General features: G+C 40.2%; 16 protein-coding genes and 1 tRNA gene. 1 reads left to right on the top strand and 16 read right to left on the bottom strand.

Annotation, left to right across the window (positions count from 1 at the left end):
- Positions 1–4: 4 nt before the first annotated feature.
- The 6 genes from hemL to hemA all read right to left on the bottom strand — a co-directional run bounded on the left by hemL (position 5) and on the right by hemA (position 6,309).
- Positions 5–1,291 (bottom strand): glutamate-1-semialdehyde 2,1-aminomutase, encoded by a 1,287-nt coding sequence (gene hemL, locus G8761_RS07700; protein ID WP_166025267.1) that lies wholly within the window; start codon positions 1,289–1,291, stop codon positions 5–7.
- Between the two features lie 109 nt (positions 1,292–1,400).
- Complete coding sequence (gene hemB, locus G8761_RS07705; protein ID WP_166025269.1) at positions 1,401–2,378, bottom strand: porphobilinogen synthase; 978 nt, start codon at positions 2,376–2,378, stop codon at positions 1,401–1,403.
- 18 nt (positions 2,379–2,396) lie between these two features.
- On the bottom strand, positions 2,397–3,167 hold the full coding sequence (locus G8761_RS07710; protein ID WP_166025271.1) for a uroporphyrinogen-III synthase: 771 nt from the start codon (positions 3,165–3,167) through the stop codon (positions 2,397–2,399).
- Positions 3,164–4,099, bottom strand: coding sequence for a hydroxymethylbilane synthase (gene hemC / locus G8761_RS07715; protein WP_166025273.1), 936 nt, complete (start codon positions 4,097–4,099; stop codon positions 3,164–3,166). Before hemC ends, G8761_RS07710 begins: the two co-directional genes overlap by 4 nt.
- A 15-nt stretch (positions 4,100–4,114) precedes the next feature.
- Positions 4,115–4,948 (bottom strand): cytochrome C assembly family protein, encoded by an 834-nt coding sequence (locus tag G8761_RS07720; RefSeq protein ID WP_166025275.1) that lies wholly within the window; start codon positions 4,946–4,948, stop codon positions 4,115–4,117.
- 14 nt (positions 4,949–4,962) lie between these two features.
- Entirely contained in the window at positions 4,963–6,309 is a 1,347-nt protein-coding gene (hemA, locus tag G8761_RS07725; RefSeq protein ID WP_166025277.1) for a glutamyl-tRNA reductase, read from the bottom strand.
- A gap of 223 nt (positions 6,310–6,532) precedes the next feature.
- Here hemA and G8761_RS07730 point away from each other — a divergent pair, with 223 nt between their 5' ends.
- A complete protein-coding gene (locus G8761_RS07730; protein ID WP_166025279.1) occupies positions 6,533–7,018 on the top strand; it encodes a LiaI-LiaF-like domain-containing protein in 486 nt (161 codons plus the stop codon).
- 35 nt (positions 7,019–7,053) lie between these two features.
- On the opposite strand, the gene yihA is transcribed toward G8761_RS07730, so the two are convergent.
- The 10 genes from yihA to rph form a co-directional block, all read right to left on the bottom strand.
- On the bottom strand, positions 7,054–7,635 hold the full coding sequence (gene yihA, locus G8761_RS07735) for a ribosome biogenesis GTP-binding protein YihA/YsxC (RefSeq protein ID WP_166025281.1): 582 nt from the start codon (positions 7,633–7,635) through the stop codon (positions 7,054–7,056).
- Positions 7,632–9,959, bottom strand: coding sequence for an endopeptidase La (gene lon, locus G8761_RS07740; RefSeq protein WP_166025283.1), 2,328 nt, complete (start codon positions 9,957–9,959; stop codon positions 7,632–7,634). The genes yihA and lon overlap by 4 nt, the downstream gene beginning before the upstream one ends.
- A 242-nt stretch (positions 9,960–10,201) precedes the next feature.
- Positions 10,202–11,866, bottom strand: a complete 1,665-nt coding sequence (gene lonB / locus G8761_RS07745; protein WP_166025285.1) for an ATP-dependent protease LonB — start codon at positions 11,864–11,866, stop codon at positions 10,202–10,204.
- 183 nt (positions 11,867–12,049) lie between these two features.
- On the bottom strand, positions 12,050–13,315 hold the full coding sequence (gene clpX, locus G8761_RS07750; protein ID WP_166025287.1) for an ATP-dependent protease ATP-binding subunit ClpX: 1,266 nt from the start codon (positions 13,313–13,315) through the stop codon (positions 12,050–12,052).
- 562 nt (positions 13,316–13,877) lie between these two features.
- Entirely contained in the window at positions 13,878–15,167 is a 1,290-nt protein-coding gene (gene tig, locus G8761_RS07755) for a trigger factor (protein ID WP_166025289.1), read from the bottom strand.
- A gap of 162 nt (positions 15,168–15,329) precedes the next feature.
- Entirely contained in the window at positions 15,330–16,370 is a 1,041-nt protein-coding gene (locus tag G8761_RS07760; protein ID WP_166025291.1) for a tetratricopeptide repeat protein, read from the bottom strand.
- A gap of 155 nt (positions 16,371–16,525) precedes the next feature.
- Positions 16,526–16,602, bottom strand: a tRNA-Arg gene (locus G8761_RS07765).
- A 267-nt stretch (positions 16,603–16,869) separates the two neighbouring features.
- Positions 16,870–17,388: a metallophosphoesterase gene (locus G8761_RS07770; protein ID WP_166025293.1), complete on the bottom strand. Its 519-nt coding sequence runs from the start codon at positions 17,386–17,388 to the stop codon at positions 16,870–16,872.
- Positions 17,385–17,996 carry an XTP/dITP diphosphatase gene (locus G8761_RS07775; protein ID WP_166025295.1) on the bottom strand — a complete coding sequence of 204 codons (612 nt, stop codon included), beginning with the start codon at positions 17,994–17,996 and terminating at the stop codon, positions 17,385–17,387. Before G8761_RS07775 ends, G8761_RS07770 begins: the two co-directional genes overlap by 4 nt.
- 2 nt (positions 17,997–17,998) lie before the next feature.
- The gene (gene rph, locus G8761_RS07780; RefSeq protein ID WP_166025545.1) at positions 17,999–18,766 is read right to left on the bottom strand and encodes a ribonuclease PH; all 768 of its coding nucleotides are present in this window, start codon (positions 18,764–18,766) and stop codon (positions 17,999–18,001) included.
- Positions 18,767–18,870 lie beyond the last annotated feature (104 nt).

The raw sequence follows: 18,870 nt of genomic DNA on the forward strand, positions 1-18,870 counted from the left end.
ATACTTACTTAAGCGTTGAGAAGGCGGTAGTAGCTGCCTGTATTGTCTTTTCAATATCTTCATCAGAATGTGCTGTAGAAAGGAATAAGCCTTCAAACTGGGATGGCGGCAGGAAAACACCCTGGTCTGCCATTTCCTTGTAATATGAGGCAAAAAAGTCCAAATTAGCTGTTTTTGCTTTTTCATAATTGATTACATCTTCATTTGTGAAGAAGAATCCAATCATGGACCCAGCACGGTTGAAAGTAAGCGGGATTTCATATTTTTCAGCAGCAGCACTGATCCCATTTTCAAGCATATCTGCTTTGCGGATAAATTCTTCGTAATCCTCCGGAGTCAGTTGGCTTAAAGTTTCGTAACCAGCAGTCATCGCTAATGGATTACCGGATAGTGTACCGGCCTGGTAGATTGGACCGCTAGGAGCAATCTGTTCCATTATTTCTGCTTTTCCACCGTATGCTCCAACAGGAAGGCCTCCCCCGATTACTTTACCGAGGCATGTAATATCAGGAGTAATACCAAAATAGCCTTGTGCACAATTATAGCCAACACGGAATCCTGTCATAACTTCATCGAAGATGAGCAAGGCGCCGTATTGAGTTGTAATATCGCGAAGACCTTGAAGGAACCCTGGAAGCGGAGGAACTACCCCCATATTTCCAGCAACAGGCTCAACAATAACACCTGCAATATCCTCACCAAACTGTTCGAATGCATACCTTACCCCTTCAAGATCATTGTAAGGGACAGTAATTGTATTTTTAGCTACACCTTCAGGAACACCTGGACTGTCTGGAAGACCCAGAGTTGCTACTCCTGAACCAGCCTTAATGAGGAGTGAGTCTCCATGACCATGGTAGCATCCTTCAAATTTTAAAATCTTGTTTCTGCCTGTATATCCCCGTGCTAGGCGCAGTGCGCTCATTGTCGCTTCTGTACCGGAGGAAACCATGCGAATTATTTCAATGGAAGGTACACGCTCTGTTACTAGCTTTGCCAGCTCATTCTCCATTAAGGTTGGAGCACCAAAACTTGTACCCAATTCAGCAACCTTTTTGAGTGCTTCCACTACTTTATCATTTGTATGGCCAAGAATAAGCGGACCCCATGATAACACATAATCAATATATTCATTTCCATCAATGTCATAAATTTTTGATCCCTTGCCGCGTTCCATAAAAATAGGGTCCATATTCACTGATTTAAACGCCCGTACAGGGCTGTTTACTCCGCCCGGCATTAATTTCTTTGCTTCCTTAAAGGCTTCAATAGATTTAGCATATGAGCGCATTGCTTTCCCTCTCTTCATTAGAAATCCTTATGTCCTTAAAGCAGGGCACTGGGATTGCATATATGCCCTATTATGTAATAGGAAAGCTGGCCTTTCCTATTTAAACTTTCTATTCTTCTTTTAACCAGCGGGCTGCATCCTTTGCATGATACGTAATAATTAGGTCAGCACCTGCACGTTTCATGCCTACGAGCATTTCCATAACAATTTTTTTCTCATCGATCCAGCCGTTTTGTGCAGCAGCCTTTACCATTGAATATTCCCCACTTACATTATAAGTAACAACAGGGAGATTAAAAGTGTTTTTCATGTCACGAACAATATCCAAATATGGCATTCCTGGTTTAACAATCAGGAAGTCTGCTCCTTCTGCAACATCCGATTCAGCTTCCCTGAAAGCTTCCATTCGGTTAGCAGGATCCATCTGATAGGTTTTGCGGTCACCGAATTGAGGTGTACTGTCTGCAGCATCACGGAAAGGTCCGTAGAATGCAGAGGAGTATTTAACTGCGTAAGACATGATAGGAACTTCCTCAAAGCCTGCTTCATCAAGTCCTGCTCTGATGGCAGCAACGAAACCATCCATCATGTTGGAAGGAGCAATAATATCTGCACCAGCTTTTGCCTGGCTAACAGCAGTCCTCGCAAGCAAGTCAAGTGACTCATCATTTAAAACACGGTCACCTTGAACAACACCGCAGTGTCCGTGGCTTGTATATTCGCAAAGGCAGGTATCTGCCACTACAATAATTTCTGGGAAACGTTCCTTGATAAAGCGGGTAGCCTCCTGGACAATACCATGATCATGGAATGCCCCACCACCACATTCATCTTTTTCGGTAGGAACGCCAAATAAAATAACGGACTTAATGCCAAGAGAAACGATTTCATCCATTTCCTTCTGCAAATAATCCATAGATATTTGATAAACACCTGGCATTGAAGCTACTTCATTTCTTTTTTTCTCTCCTTCTAAAATAAAGAGAGGATAAATAAAGTCTTCAGTCCTGAGGTGGTTTTCTCTTACTAATGAGCGCATGCTTGCGCTGCTCCGCAAACGGCGGTGACGTGAAAATTGGAGTTCCATATTTTCTACCCCCAAAAATTAATTAATATATTCAGCCATGCTTTTAATCATCGCCTCTACAGTATACACCTTCGGAGAAGCATGGACTAATAATCCGTATGACTTTAGTTTTTCCTTCGTAACTGGACCAATACAAGCAACCATACACTCTTTTATTTGATCCCGGAGATGGTTTTCCTCCACCACCGCCATAAAATGGTCCACGGTAGATGGGCTGGTAAACATCAGGATGTCCAATTCATTCCTTTTTAGCAAATCAGCTAATTTTAACCTGCTCTCTTCAGGAAGATAGGTTTCATACACGATAGCCTCATCAACGATCGTCCCAAACCTTCTCAATTCCTCAGCAATGACATCCCTAGCTAAATTACCTTTTGGAATGAAAATTTTATCACCCTCTTTAATAAAAGAAACAAATTCTTTTGCAAAGGTTTCTGCAACATATCCAGAAGGTAGGAAAGATACTTCCACTCCTTTTTCCTTCACTACCTTTTGTGTTCTCTCGCCTATAACTGCTATTTTGGGAAGATGGCTAATCTCATCTTTAGAAAGAAACGAAAAAAATGTATCCACAGTAGTGTTGCTGGTGAAAATGATCCAGCTATAAGATTTTATGTTATTAAAAATAGCTGCCAGCTCATCATTCGGCTGTATAGGGCGAAAAGCAATAAGAGGGATTTCAATTGGAATCCCTCCGAATGTTTCCACTAGCTGTGAAAATGATTTCGCCTGCTTTTTTCCTCTTGGTACGAGTACTTTTTTATCAAGCAAGGGCGATGGTTTTATCATTCACCATCAAGCTCCCGTTTAACCTTTTCAATAAGTTCCTTCGCACCTTTTTCTATCAATAAATCGGCAGCCTTTGCACCAACTTCTTCAGGAACTGTGCCACGGACTGTTTCTTTGTATACTTCCTTACCGTCAGGTGATGCAACCAGAGCAGTCATGACGATTTCATCGTTATCATCTACTTGGGCGAATCCTGCAATTGGAACCTGGCAGCCGCCCTCCATTTTATTTAAGTATACACGCTCTGCCCTTACTGCTCTTTCCGTCTTTTTACATGTGAATTTCTCAAAAAGATCCAGAAGCTCCTGATCATCTGTACGGCATTCTATCGAAAGTGCCCCTTGACCAACAGCTGGAATGCAGGTATCAGCATCCAGGAACTCAGTAACCACGTCAGAAGCCCAGCCAAGGCGTGACAGGCCGGCAGCAGCCAGAATAATGGCGTCGTACTCCTCATCCTGGAGTTTGCTTAAGCGGGTATCAACATTTCCACGTATCCATTTAATCTCAAGGTCAGGACGCTTAAGAAGAAGCTGAGAGCTTCTGCGAAGACTGCTAGTTCCGATAATGGCACCTTCCTTAAGGTCCTTCAAAGGAATGTGGCCTTTTGAAATCAGAGCATCACGATGATCCTCCCGGAAAGGAACACATCCTATAGTAAGGCCTTCTGGCAATACGGCAGGCATATCCTTCATACTATGAACAGCCATATCAATTTCTTTATTTAACATTGCCTGTTCGATTTCCTTTACAAATAAACCTTTTCCACCAACTTTTGATAACGTCACATCGAGGATGCGGTCACCTTTGGTTACAATTTCTTTTACTTCAAATTCAAATGGAGCACCAAGCTTTTTCAACTGATCAATAACCCAATTTGTCTGTGTTAAAGCAAGTTTACTGCGTCTGGAACCGACGATAATTTTTCTCATGACTGCCTCCTAAATTTACGAATACCAAAAGTGGAATGAAGATAATTTGCCAAACAGGAAAAAATTAATTAGTACAATTAGAAAAGACCCAATGTTCCAAAGTGCAAGTGACTTTCCTGATAGATTCCTTGCAATTCTAAGATAAAGATAGATGCTGTAAGCGGTTAAAACGATAAAAGAACCTATTATTTTGATATCATACCATGCCATTCCCGGAACCTTAAGAATCGCCCACTGAAGCCCTAAAATAAGACTAAGCATGAGCATGGGAACACCGATTACGGCTAATATATAGGATAATTGCTCCAATTTGCTAAGATCTGCAAGGCGCATAAGTCTCTTACCCCACTTTTTCCTCTTCAGCAAATCATACTGAATCAAATAAAGCAGAGAAAACACGGAGGACAATGAGAATGCACCGTAAGAAAGAATCGCCATTGTAATATGAATCAGAAGCAATTCTGAGACAAGCTTTTCACCCATAACATGCGACTGGTATTGAACAGGAGCAAAGGTATGAATAACCATTACTATAAAACCTAGTATATTAGTGAAAAAAACGATAAAGTCGACCCTTAACAAACGGTTAATTCCCAGTGATAAGGTGACAAGGACCCAGGCATAAAAATAAAGACCTTCAAATATTGTTAGTACCGGGAATCTCCCGGTTTTCATCATATAAAAAAACAAAAATACAGTTTGTAAAACCCATACAAATGCAAGTAACCAGAAGGCAATGCGGTTTGCCTTCCGGTTATGGTGAATAAAATCAAAGAAATATAACAGCACACTGAAGGCATATATTACTACTGTCAGCTCATGCAGGCGGGTCATTTGAATGTCATACATAGGATTAACCTCTCTTATGACTGAAAGGAAGCCTGAGATGCTCGAACAAAAACTTTTTCAGTTTCGGCTGCTTTCGTATTTGCCTGCTCTTCAACAAGATCCTCAATATTAAAGATTTTCACGAATAAGTCCAGTGCGTTCTCGGCGTCCGGACGTGCAGCCAATTCCTTCGCCTGGAGAATTGGATCTTTTAAAAGCTGGTTAATAATGCTCTTTGTATGCTTATTTAAAACCTTCCGATCGCGGTCGGAGAGATTCGGAATTTTACGTTCGATACTTTCCATTGTTTCTGATTGAATAGCAAGTGCTTTTTCTCTTAATGCTGTAATAACAGGTACAACACCAAGTGTTCCAATCCATTGTTTAAATTCAACAATTTCTTTTTCTGCCATTAACATAATTTGTTGGGCAGCCTTCTTTCTTTCCTGAAGGTTTGCTTCCACAATGCCTTCCAAATCATCTATATCATATAAAAAGATGTTTTCAAGCTCCCCAATATTTGGGTCAAGATCCCTTGGGACAGCTATGTCAACCATGAAAAGAGGCTTACCTTTACGCATTTTTTCTACGTTTGCCATCATATCTTTGGTAATAACAAGGTCTTTTGAACCTGTTGAACTAATTAAAATATCAGCTTCCGCCAAGGCCCTCTGGAGTTCTTCCAAAGTTCTCGCCTGACCGCCGAATTTTTCAGCAAGACTTACAGCTTTTTCAAAGGTACGGTTGATAACTGTAACCTTTCTAACTCCGCTGCCATGGAGGTTTTGAGCAGCCAGTTCACCCATTTTCCCTGCTCCAAAAATAAGTACATGCTTATTTTCAAGAGAACCGAAAATCTTTTTCGCAAGCTCGACAGCCGCATAGCTGACCGAAACAGCATTGGCTCCAATATCTGTTTCAGAGTGAGCGCGCTTGGCAAGAGTAATAGCCTGTTTAAATAAGTGGTTAAACACGGTTCCTGTCGTTTTTTCGTTCTGAGAAAGCAAAAAGCTGTCTCGCACCTGGCCAAGGATCTGAGTTTCCCCAAGAACCATTGAATTTAATCCGCAAGCTACTTTAAATAAATGCTCGACAGCCCCATCCTCCTCATAAATGAAAAGAAATGGTGAAAATTCGTCCTGATCTATGTTAAACCATTCAGATAAAAACTCTTTAATATAGTAACGGCCTGTATGCAGCTGATCAACCACTGCATAAATCTCCGTACGATTACAGGTAGAGACGATAACATTCTCAAGAATGCTCTTTTTCGCATTAAGGTTAACAGTCGCTATTCCAAGATCGGGCTGATTAAATGTCAGCCTTTCACGGATTTCTACAGGGGCTGTTTTATAGTTAATACCCACCACTAAAATATGCATTTAATAATGACACCCCCAAATAAATTTCCATTCCTAACTAGTCTAATTATATCATGTGTATAATTGCATTTTGCCCAAAAAATGTGAACAGAAAACGAAACTGTGTGTTAATATATTAAAATGAATAGATTATTCATCAGATAAGTCGACAAAATACTTCCCTAAGTACAGTACCAAAAAACAAGCAATGATTCAAGTGAACCTTTCTGGAAGTGGTGTATTTATGAAAAATCAGAGAATTTTCCCTGGAATTATTTTAATAGGATTTGGGGCATACTTTTTTATGCAGCAATCAGGCATTACATTATTTCAGCAGTTTTATACATGGCCGACACTTTTACTCATCGTCGGACTTGGCTTTTTAGGACAAGGTTATCTTGCAAAGGATTACGAGGCTATTCTCCCGGGCGTTATCCTGGCAGGCTTTGGACTGCATTTCCACCTTGTTCACCGAGTGACCTTCTGGCCTGATCATATAGGAACTTTTATTTTTATAATTGCTTTTGGTTTTCTTTTAAGGTATCAGAAAACAGGTACAGGACTCTTTCAGGCAGTATTATTTTTAATTCTCTCAGTACTTCTTTTGTTCTACGATAAAATTGCAGCCTATTTTGGCCTTTTACAAAATGGAGTTTCTATAGCGTGGAAATTCTGGCCTGCTGTTCTCATAATTATTGGAGGTTCTCTCCTTTTTATAAAGAAAAAATAAACGTCCGGACAATTGTCCGGACGTTTTTTACGAACCTACATAAAGCTCTCAATTACTCCCCAAGCCTTGTCTTTTCCTTCACCTGTTTCGGATGAGAAATGAATAAGATGATCGTTAGGATCCATATCCAATGTTTCTTTGACAATTTTCAAATGTTTTTGCCATTTACCTTTGGGAATTTTGTCTGCTTTAGTCGCAATAACAATAACTGGTATTTCATAATGCTTTAAAAAATCATACATTGTCACATCATCACGGGTAGGAGGATGGCGAAGGTCAATGAGCAGAACAACCGCCCTTAATTGCTCCCTCTTAGTTAAATAGGTTTCAATCATCTTCCCCCAGGCTTCACGTTCTGATTTGGAAACCTTGGCATATCCGTATCCCGGAACATCAACAAAATGCAGAATTTCATTAATGATATAAAAATTTAAAGTTTGGGTTTTCCCCGGCTTGGAAGAAATCCGGGCGAGCCCCCTCCGATTCAGCATCTTATTAATAAAAGAGGACTTTCCCACATTTGACCTTCCAGCTAATGCGAACTCTGGCATATCCCCTTCAGGATACTGATCGGGCTTCACTGCGCTTATAACTATTTCCGAACTTGTTACCTTCATTGAGCGGCACCTTCCGTAAGTGCGTGCTTGAGCACCTCATCCACATGAGATACAAGAACAAAGTCAAGCTCATTTCGGACTGTCTCAGGAATATCATCAATATCCTTTTCGTTGTCCTTTGGAATAATAATCTTTGTTAGACCGGCACGATGAGCACTTAATGATTTTTCCTTCAAGCCGCCAATTGGAAGCACTCTTCCTCTTAGCGTAATTTCACCCGTCATTCCCACTTCACGGCGAATCGCTCTTCCTGAAAGAGCGGAAACAAGGGCTGTTGCCATTGTAATGCCGGCAGAAGGCCCATCCTTAGGGACGGCACCTTCTGGAACATGGATGTGTATATCAAATTTTTCATGGAAGTTAGGATCAATTCCTAGCTCTTCAGCTTTCGAGCGAATATAGCTGAATGCTGCCTGAGCTGATTCCTTCATGACGTCTCCCAATTTACCGGTTAAAACTAGCTTTCCTTTACCCGGTGACAAAGACACCTCGATTTGAAGTGTATCTCCGCCTACAGTTGTATAAGCAAGACCAGTGGCAACTCCAACCTGATCTTCAAGTTCTGCCTGACCATATCTGAACCTTGGTTTACCCAAAAATTCTTCTACATTTTTTTCCGTAACGACCACACGTTTCTTTTCTCCTGAAACAACAATTCTTGCGGTTTTGCGGCAAATGGTCGCCATTTGTCTTTCCAGACTCCTAACCCCAGCTTCACGGGTGTAGTATCGGACCACTTTAAGAATGGCATCATCACGAACCTGCAAAGTTCCCTTTGAAAGACCATTTTCCTTGATTTGTTTTGGTAAAAGATGATCGCGTGTAATATGGACCTTCTCAATTTCCGTGTAGCCCGCAATGGTGATGATTTCCATCCTGTCTAAAAGAGGGCCAGGGATAGTGGATAAATTGTTTGCCGTTGCAATGAACATAACTTTAGATAAATCATAAGGTTCTTCTATATAATGGTCACTAAAGTTAAAGTTCTGTTCGGGATCCAATACCTCAAGCATCGCTGATGAAGGATCTCCACGAAAATCACTGGACATTTTATCAATTTCATCTAGAAGGAATACAGGATTTATAGTTCCTGCCTTTTTCATTCCCTGGATTATACGTCCAGGCATTGCGCCAACGTAAGTCCTTCTGTGTCCTCTTATTTCTGATTCATCTCTAACTCCTCCAAGAGATACCCGAACAAAATGACGGTTAAGGGAAGCTGCAATTGATTTTGCCAGACTTGTTTTACCAACTCCGGGAGGTCCTGCAAGGCAGAGAATGGGTCCTCTCAGTGAATTAGTCAGCTTTTGAACTGCCAAATATTCAAGAACACGTTCCTTTACCTTTTCAAGGCCATAATGGTCCTCATTTAGTATTTTCTCCGCGCGCAAAATGTCGAGATCGTCCTCAGTTTTCTTTGACCATGGAAGGGATACAAGCCACTCTATATAATTTCGAATAACGGCACTTTCGGCTGAACTTGTTGGAACCTTTTCATATCTGTCCAGCTCTTTCAAAGCGATGTTTTTTACATTTTCAGGCATTCCGGCAAGCTCGATCTTTTCAGTAAGATCAGCAATCTCACCGGTTTTCCCTTCTTTGTCACCCAATTCTTTCTGAATGGCTTTCATTTGTTCGCGCAAATAATATTCCTTTTGCGTACGCTCCATAGAGCGCTTTACTCTCTGGCCAATCTTTTTCTCCAGGTTTAAAACTTCTTTTTCATTATGAATAATATCAATTACGCGGTTCATTCTCTCTTTGGCATCAATCGTCTCCAAAATCTCCTGCTTTTCCTTCAGTTTTAAGGGCAGATGTGAAGAGATAATGTCCGCCATACGGCCTGGCTCTTCTATATCTGCAACCGAGGAGTAAGTTTCAGCAGAAATCTTTTTCGACATCTTTATGTATTGCTCGAAATAATCCAGCATAGTTCTCATTAATGCCTGATCTTCTACATCTTTTTCTGTGCTTTCCTCAAATGTTTTGAGACTGACAGCAAAATGGTCCCCTTCATCATAAAAAGAGACAATCTCTGCTCTGTTAAGCCCTTCTACCAGAACGCGGATTGTACCATTTGGCAATTTAAGCATTTGCTTAACCTTTGTAAGGGTCCCCAATTTATACAAGTCATCTTCTGATGGATCATCTATTGTTATGTCTTTTTGTGTAGTCAAAAAGATCATGTGGTCATCTACCATTGCTTTTTCAAGCGCCTGCACCGATTTCTCACGACCAACATCCAAATGAAGAACCATTGTCGGATAAACTAGCAAGCCCCGAAGAGGCAGGAGGGGGACGATCATTTCTTTCTCTTTCGCCATAAATATTGCACCTCCAAATGCGATTCAAATTACTTCCATTCCAATTCTAAAACAGGATGAGCCTTTGTACAATTCTATCTTATTTAAAATAGTGTGTCTAATAATAGTGCCCGTCGATAGATATTATTAGTATCCTAAAAAAACCATTCTTTATGCCTTGCCTAAGAATAGGAAAACTACCCTTACGTAAAAAGAGAAACTTCGGCTCGCCTGTGTTAAAAGAGGAAAGCCGAAGTTTATTTTTAAATGGTCTCTTTTTTTGATAACTCGATAGGAGCCGGAATAATTTTCCCCCTATCCTTATTAAGGGCTATATCAAAAACCTCAGACAAATTTGTTACTGGGACAATATTTATATCATTTATCTCATTTAATATGGACTGCATGTTTTCAGCAGGTATAATAACTGTTTTTGCACCAGCTTTTTTAGCTGCCTTTACTTTAGGATAAACACCGCCAATTGGTTTAACATTTCCGTGAATGCTTATTTCACCAGTCATAGCTACGCTATTATCAACTGGGATTTTATAAATGGCAGAGTAAATTCCAGTAGCCATGGCAATTCCTGCGGAAGGTCCATCAATTGGGACCCCTCCAGGAAAATTAACATGTATATCAAATTCATCAGCCGGAACACCCATGGAACGAAGGACTGTAATTACATTTTCAACCGACCCGCGGGCCATACTTTTTCGGCGAATTGATTTTCCCTGTCCGCCAATGCTTTCTTCATCTACAATGCCTGTAATGTTGATTGTACCCTTATTATCCCGAACAGGAATAACGGTTACTTCAATTTCAAGAAGTGCACCTGAATTCGGGCCATAAACAGCCAGGCCGTTTACCAGACCAATGCATGGAATATCGTTAATGTTTCTTTCCATTCTAGGCGTTAACTGACTGGAATGGATCACCCATTCAATATCTTCATCTTTTATATAACTTCTTTCTTCCGTAATAGCCAAACCAGCTGCAGTTTGAATCATATTCACTGCTTCACGGCCATTTCTAGCATAGTTTGAAAGAGTATTTAAACCTTTTTCTGAAATTTTCATTTCTACCTTATCTGCTGCCTTTTTAGCAACAACAGATATTTCTTCCTGAGATAATTCCCTGAAAAAAACTTCCATACAGCGAGAACGAATTGCAGGCGGAATTTCATTTGGTGTCCTTGTTGTGGCCCCAATTAATCTAAAATCTGCGGGCAGGCCATTTTTAAAAATATCATGGATGTGCGTCGGGATTTGGGCATTTTCTTCATTGTAGTATGCACTTTCAAGATAAACTTTTCGATCTTCCAATACCTTTAGAAGTTTGTTCATTTGGATAGGATGCAGTTCGCCAATTTCATCTATGAATAGAACCCCGCCATGAGCATTGGTTACAGCTCCTTGCTTCGGCTGTGGTATTCCCGCCTGCCCCATTGCACCTGCCCCTTGATAAATCGGATCATGGACAGAACCTATTAATGGGTCAGCTATTCCTCTTTCATCAAATCGTGCGGTTGTAGCATCCAACTCAACAAAAACAGATGCAGCTTTAAATGGAGATTTGGAATTTTTCTTCGCTTCTTCAAGCACAAGACGCGCTGCAGCTGTTTTTCCTACCCCTGGTGGTCCATAAACAATGACATGTTGTGGGTTAGGACCGCAAAGTGCAGCTTTCAGTGCCTTTATCCCATCGCTTTGTCCAACTATATCATCAAAACTGGTAGGCCGTACTTTTTCAGACAATGGTTCTGTCAAGGAAATGGACCGCATTTTTTTCAGCTGCTCCATCTCTTTACGCGATTCTTTATCAATGGAAATCTTTTGTGTTCTTTGGCCTCTTAATAAGTTCCAAAAATACAGCCCGATAACAATGCCAAAGAAGAGCTGTATAAATAAAGCAATCCCCGTCCAACTCATCCTATTCCCTCCTGAAAAAATCAACTCTGATTACTTGATAGTATTTCCTTTCAGGAGTTGGAATAAACAAGAAATTGACAGAAACATTAATCATACTCAGAAAAGCGTAAAAAAGGCCCGGCAGTCTGCCAGGCCTAACTTCTATGCACTCTTGCCAAAAGCACAGTGCTGCATAAGTTTTCTTTAAGCTGAAGTTTTTCTTTCTGCTTCCACAACTGTTCCATCTTCAAGAACTAGTTTTGGAATGCTGTTTTCCGCAACCGTTTCTTTTGTGATAATGCATTTTGTGATATCGTCGCGGGACGGAAGGTCAAACATGACATCAAGCATAATGCCTTCAATAATGGAACGTAGTCCACGGGCACCTGTTTTCCGTTCAATAGCCTTCTTCGCGATTTCGTTTAATGCACCTTCTTCAAATTCCAATTCAACGTCATCAAGCTCAAGCATTTTCTGATATTGCTTAACTAATGCGTTTTTAGGCTTTGTGAGAATTTCGATTAAGGCATCTTCGTCAAGTTGTTCAAGACTTGCAATAACCGGCAGACGGCCGATGAATTCTGGAATCAGACCAAATCTCAATAAGTCTTCTGGTAAAACCTTAGAAAGAAGTTCTTTTTGACTGATATCCACCTGCTTCGTATCCGAACCAAAACCAATGACTTTCTGGCCTAAACGGCGCTTTATAATTGGCTCGATGCCATCAAAGGCCCCCCCGCAAATAAAGAGAATATTTGTGGTATCAATTTGGATAAATTCCTGATGAGGATGCTTTCTTCCTCCCTGAGGCGGAACGCTGGCTATTGTGCCTTCAAGAATTTTAAGCAATGCCTGCTGAACACCTTCTCCAGACACATCTCTTGTAATAGAAGGATTTTCTGACTTGCGGGCAATTTTATCGATTTCATCAATATAAATAATGCCTTTTTCAGCTTTTTCTACATCATAATCAGCAGACTGAATAAGCTTCAATAAGATGTTTTCAACATCTTCGCCCACATAGCCAGCCTCTGTTAATGAAGTAGCATCAGCAATTGCAAACGGTACATTTAGAATTCTTGCAAGAGTCTGGGCAAGAAGTGTTTTACCGCTTCCTGTTGGCCCGATCATACAAATGTTACTCTTGGATAATTCAACATCATCAATTTTACTGTTAGAATTGATTCGTTTGTAGTGATTATATACGGCAACAGACAACGACTTTTTTGCCTGCTCCTGACCAATAACGTATTCATCTAGAATTTCGCGGATTTCCTTTGGTTTAGGAACATCCTTAAATTCAACTTCTTCCTCTGTTCCTAGTTCTTCTTCCACTATTTCAGTACAGAGTTCGATACACTCGTCACATATATAAACACCAGGACCGGCAACCAATTTACGTACTTGATCCTGTGTTTTGCCACAGAATGAACATTTTAATTGCCCTTTTTCATCATTAAATTTAAACAATACTTTCACCCCTTGGAAACGTCTAAGCAATATTTAAAGTTGCGGATCACCAGCAAAACGGATAGAAGCAAGAGATTTTTTCTAAAAATTCAGCGTTATGTATTGCATTGTAACATATATAGGCGAAGGACTGGAAATGAAAACTCTCAAAGCATATTTCTTTTTTAGCTAATCAGAATTTATATCCATAAATTCTGAACGCACGCCGGAAAAGCACCTGCTTTTCCTGGGAAGTACTATTCAGGCGTATGGCACAGGGATGTACCGTTTTGAGCGTGATAAGTGGAAATATGGCTCTGCTCTCACTAAAAGTCGCAATCGCAGAGTTTTCTTTATGAACTCTTATTATCCGTTTTGAGATATCCTATTCGAAAAGTTATGTACTCATTCAGCTTATCCATATTTTTGGCTATTAAATCGCAAGTGACGATTTTTAAAAATTTTTCCTTTTGTTATGTATATTTTCCAGTCCTAAAACTGTGCCTATTCTTATTATAATATGTAATGGAGAAAAAGTATAAAACAAGGCACGAATAATATCGTGCCCTGCAAGTAATATACATTATTTTGTAACAGTTTTCTTATTTTCAACAAGGAAATCAACAGCTTTTCTTAATTGAAGATCAGTTGTAACGCCTTCTAGGCCACCAAGAGCGTTCACAATATTAGGAACAGTCATATTATACATTTCAGCCATTTTTTCAAGTTCGGCATTTACCTCTTCTTCAGAAACTTCAAGGTTTTCAGCTTTTGCGATAGCTTCTAGTGTCAGGTTGTTGCGAACGCGGCCGTCTGCTTCTTCCTTCATTTGCTCACGAAGTGCGTTTTCATCCTGGCCAGAGAACTGGAAGTAAAGTTCAAGGTTCATTCCCTGCGCTTGAAGACGCTGTTCGAATTCTTGAAGCATACGGTTTACTTCGTTTTCAACCATTACTTCTGGGATTTCGATTTGAGCGTTTGCTCCAGCTTTTTCTACAACAGTGTCACGAACTTGGTGCTCAGCTTCGTGCTTCTTGCTGTCCTCAAGGCGTGTTCGAATTTTTGCTTTCAATTCGTCCAAAGTTTCAACTTCATCGTCTGCATCTTTAGCGAATTCATCATCAATTTCAGGAAGTTCTTTTGTTTTGATTTCGTGAAGAGTTACTTTGAATACTGCAGGTTTTCCAGCTAATTCAGCAGCGTGGTATTCTTCCGGGAAAGAAACTTCAACATCTTTTGACTCGCCTGCAGAAACACCAACCAATTGCTCTTCAAAACCTGGGATAAAAGAATTTGATCCCAATTCCAGAGAATAGTTCTCAGCTTTTCCGCCTTCAAAAGCTTCACCATCAACAAAGCCCTCAAAGTCGATAACAACTGAATCACCATTTTCTGCAGGTCCTTCTTCTTTAACAACCAATTCAGCGTGGCGCTCTTGAAGAGATTTTAGCTCTGCATCCACTTCTTCATCTGTAACGTTTGTATCGAATTCTTCAACTTCAAGACCTTTGTACTCACCAAGAGTAACTTCCGGCTTAACTTGAACAGTAGCTTTGAAAACAAGCTCTTTACCCTTTTCGATTTGTTCGATATCGATTTCAGGGCGATCAATTGGCTCAATGCCAGTTTCATCAATAGCCTCAGAATATGCTTCTGGAAGAATAATATCTATAGCATCCTGGTAAAGAGATTCAATACCAAAACGCTTTTCAAACATTGGACGAGGCATTTTTCCTTTACGGAAACCAGGAACATTAATTTGTTTCACTACTTTTTTAAACGCAGCGTCAAGACCCTCGTTTACCTTTTCCGCACTTACTTCAACTGTAAGGACACCGCGGTTTCCTTCTAACTTTTCCCATTTTGCTGACATACCGTTTTTCCCTCCAACATCTATTCTCATTTCCATTTGTACGAATCTGTTATGAATACGTCTTGTCCTTCAAGTCAATATCCACGCACCATGTAATGCCCATTTTCTCACATTACAACCCCTACATTATAACATAGGTTTATTTTCTTTCAACAGTGAAGGCTATATTATCGGATAAGAAATTTCTTCAATTTCTTTTATTTTGCTTACTGCTAGGTTTATATCTTCGGTGGAAGCATTGTACTTGCCTCGGATTTCAAGCTTTTCCTCATTCATCCCATGGTATTTAAGGGCCGTCAAGTGGAACGCGGCAGCCCAGGCCTCTGGGCTGCCTGGCTCTAGTAAAAAAGGATAAGCAATGAAGAAATAACGTTCAATAAGGCTCTTCAAATTTTCAAATAAAACAGGATCATCATTTTCGATTTCATTTCCAAGAAGCGAGATAATAGTGACCATTTCATCCTGCGAATACATATCAGGCAGCAAAGCAGGAACGCAAGTCTCTTTCAATCCAAATTTTGTTACTTCTACCTCTTTCTCATATTCCTGCTCTTTTAAAATATTGATTAAAATTGTCTTTAAAAACGGATGACCACTTTCAGCAATTAAGTATGCTTTAATATCTTTCATAAAGGGTCTTATGTTTTGGTTGGAAAGTTTTGAAATCAGGAGAAGTTGTTCTTTCGGATCCTGCAAAGAAAAAAGATTCAATTCCTGAAGCTGCTCACTTTTTTCTTCCATCTTTAGCAGTTCTTCATCACTTGGAACAGGAATATGATTTTCGGCCATTCTTCTACTAAATTGAAGCAATGTTAAAAAATGATCTTGTTTTTCTCGAGGAACCTCTTTTTCATCTAAAAGAGCTTCAATAACAGAAACAATTTCGTGGTATTCATGAAGCTGGATCAAAATGGTTAAATACAAATCAACCATTTGCATATAGTCGCCTATACCTTTAAACAACATCTCTTTTGCAAGCTCTCTGGCATTTCGATAGGAACCCGCTTCAAAATAGGATATAACCAATCCGAACAAAATATCGCTATTTTCCGGGTCAAGTTCTTTTGCCTCCTCAAGATAACGGATGGCATCTCTATATTTTTTTTGCTGAAGGCTATCTATCCCTTTTTCCGTAAGCCTCTTGTCCAGGTCGGGAAAGAAGACAACATTGTCTGCCTGCTTTATTCGATCCTGCTTTTTCATTGTCATTTACCGTCCTTATGTTTATTGTTGAAAACTAGTTTAGCATGTAAATCGCGAAAAAACAAAAGCATGGGCTTTTGTTGATTATCTTTAAGGTATGTACATAAAAAAAGCTTGCCGGTGTCGGCAAGCTGAATGGTTATGTAGTGTAAAAGTGGCGTCCCAGGAGAGATTCGAACTCCCGACCGTACGCTTAGAAGGCGTATGCTCTATCCGGCTGAGCTACTGGGACATGTAATGGTAAAATATATAATTTTGTCTTCACAATTAATGTTTCCATATCCCGTCCTGATCTCAGAAAGAAGATTCAAGGAGCAGCTCGATCAGTACGCTGTAGCTTATACTAAGAAGATTATTCGAACGGGCTGAGCTACTGGGACATTTATTAAAGACAATATTTATTATATTAGGCTAGCATTTAAAAGTCAATACTCATTTTCACATTTTTTTAAGCAAGGGGATAAATTACTCCCCTGCTTATAATATATACGCTTTTTAGCTATTTTGACAGTGTGAATTTTTTTGAAAGCTCTTTAAGCTCACCATTTTCAAGGTCAAAGACCTTCAAAACAATATCTTTTTCCTGTAAATCAAGAATTACATATGTTTTTTCCAGTCTGCGTCTTGGAAGACGAAGACTGCCAGGATTTAGAAAGAGAATCCCATCCACTTCTTCGGCACCCAAAAGATGTGAATGCCCAAAGCACACCACATCGGCACCCACTTCTTTGGCTCGGTAGTGAAGATTCATTAATGTTGATTTAACAGAATAATGGTGGCCATGGGTAATAAAGAATTTTTTCCCTCCAGCATCTGCAGTCGTTTCGTTAGGATATCCAGCTTCATAATCACAATTCCCTCGGACTGTTAAAAACCCCTGAATAGCAGGGTCGTCCTTCATAAGTTCTGAATCACCACAATGGACCATTAAATCAATGTCGGTACCGTGAGTGTCCTTAATTAGCTGAAGTTCCTCTGTTAAGCCATGGCTGTCACTTACAATCAAAACCTTGCTCATAACAGATCGGCTCTTTCAATTATTGATTCAATGATTCCGCTAAGTTCCTGAATAGCGTTTGCCCTATGGCTGATTCTGTTTTTCTCATCAGAAGGCAGCTCGGCCATTGATTTACCTAATTCAGGAACAAAGAAAATCGGATCATAACCAAACCCATTTATACCACGCCGTTCACTCAGGATTTCCCCCTCGCAGGTACCCGAAACTGTGATTGTTTCCTTTCCAGGAATGGCAACGGCCAAAGTACAATAAAATCGGGCACTGCGGTTCTCTTCAGCAACAGTAGATAGTTCATCCAGAACCTTATCTATATTAGCCTGATCATCTTTTTGCTCTCCTGCATAACGTGCAGAATAAATCCCTGGCCGGCCATCCAAAGCGTCAACTATAAGTCCGGAATCATCCCCGATTACCATTTTGTTCAGCTGTTCTGCAATGGTTTCGGCTTTTATGACTGCATTTTCTTCGAATGTTTCACCTGTTTCGTCGATGTCATCAATCTCAGGATAATCAAGAAGAGTACGTACTGAAATATTTTTAGAGGCAAAAAGGTGTTCAAATTCTTTTGCTTTACCAGGATTTTTGGTTGCAATTATAACTTCATTCACGATTATTTCTCCTCGTTATTTTTTCTGTTGTCTTCTATTTTATTAGAAATCTCCAAACCCAAGGCCATTTTTTGAAAGTCAAAAAGTTCCGCTATACCTGTCTGTGCTGCTGCTAATAGTTCTTGAAGCTGACTATAGGAAAAAGTCGACTCCTCACCAGTCCCCTGAAGCTCAACAAATTCCCCGCTTCCAGTCATTACAATATTCATATCAACCTTTGCCTGAGAATCTTCATGATAATTGAGATCTAATACAACTTCTTGATTCTCTAGTATACCTACACTAGTAGCTGCTAAGTAGTCTTTCACAGGAAATCTGGATATTGCCCTTTTTTCAAGGAGGCCATTTAAAGCTAAAGCCAATGCTGTATATGCCCCGGTAATAGAAGCTGTACGTGTGCCTCCGTCTGCCTGAATGACATCACAATCAATCCAAATTGTCTTTTCACCAATTGCCTCCAAATCGACAACGGCTCTCAAGGCACGTCCAATTAAACGCTGGATTTCCATTGTTCTTCCTGATACCTTTCCTTTCGAAGACTCTCTTATGTTTCTTTGTCCTGTTGCCCTTGGAAGCATGGAATACTCTGCTGTAATCCACCCTTTTCCTCCGCCCCTCATAAATGGGGGCACACGATCTTCTATGCTGGCAGTGCAAATGACTTTGGTATTTCCTACTGAAATTAGAACAGAACCCTCCGGATGGATCAAATAATTTGTTTCTATATGTACAGGTCTTAATTGTAGTTTTTCTCTTCCATCAAAACGCAACATTTTTTCCTCCTCTTCATAAGAAAAGCGCAAGCGCCCGTTCAGCGACGTATGGCCATTTGAAGAAAGGCTAAGGTCGCCACTTCCTGTGGCAACGCCTTTCT

Origin of the sequence: Neobacillus terrae, assembly GCF_011393025.1 — a bacterium.
Classification (GTDB): Bacteria; Bacillota; Bacilli; order Bacillales; family Cytobacillaceae; genus Neobacillus_A; species Neobacillus_A terrae.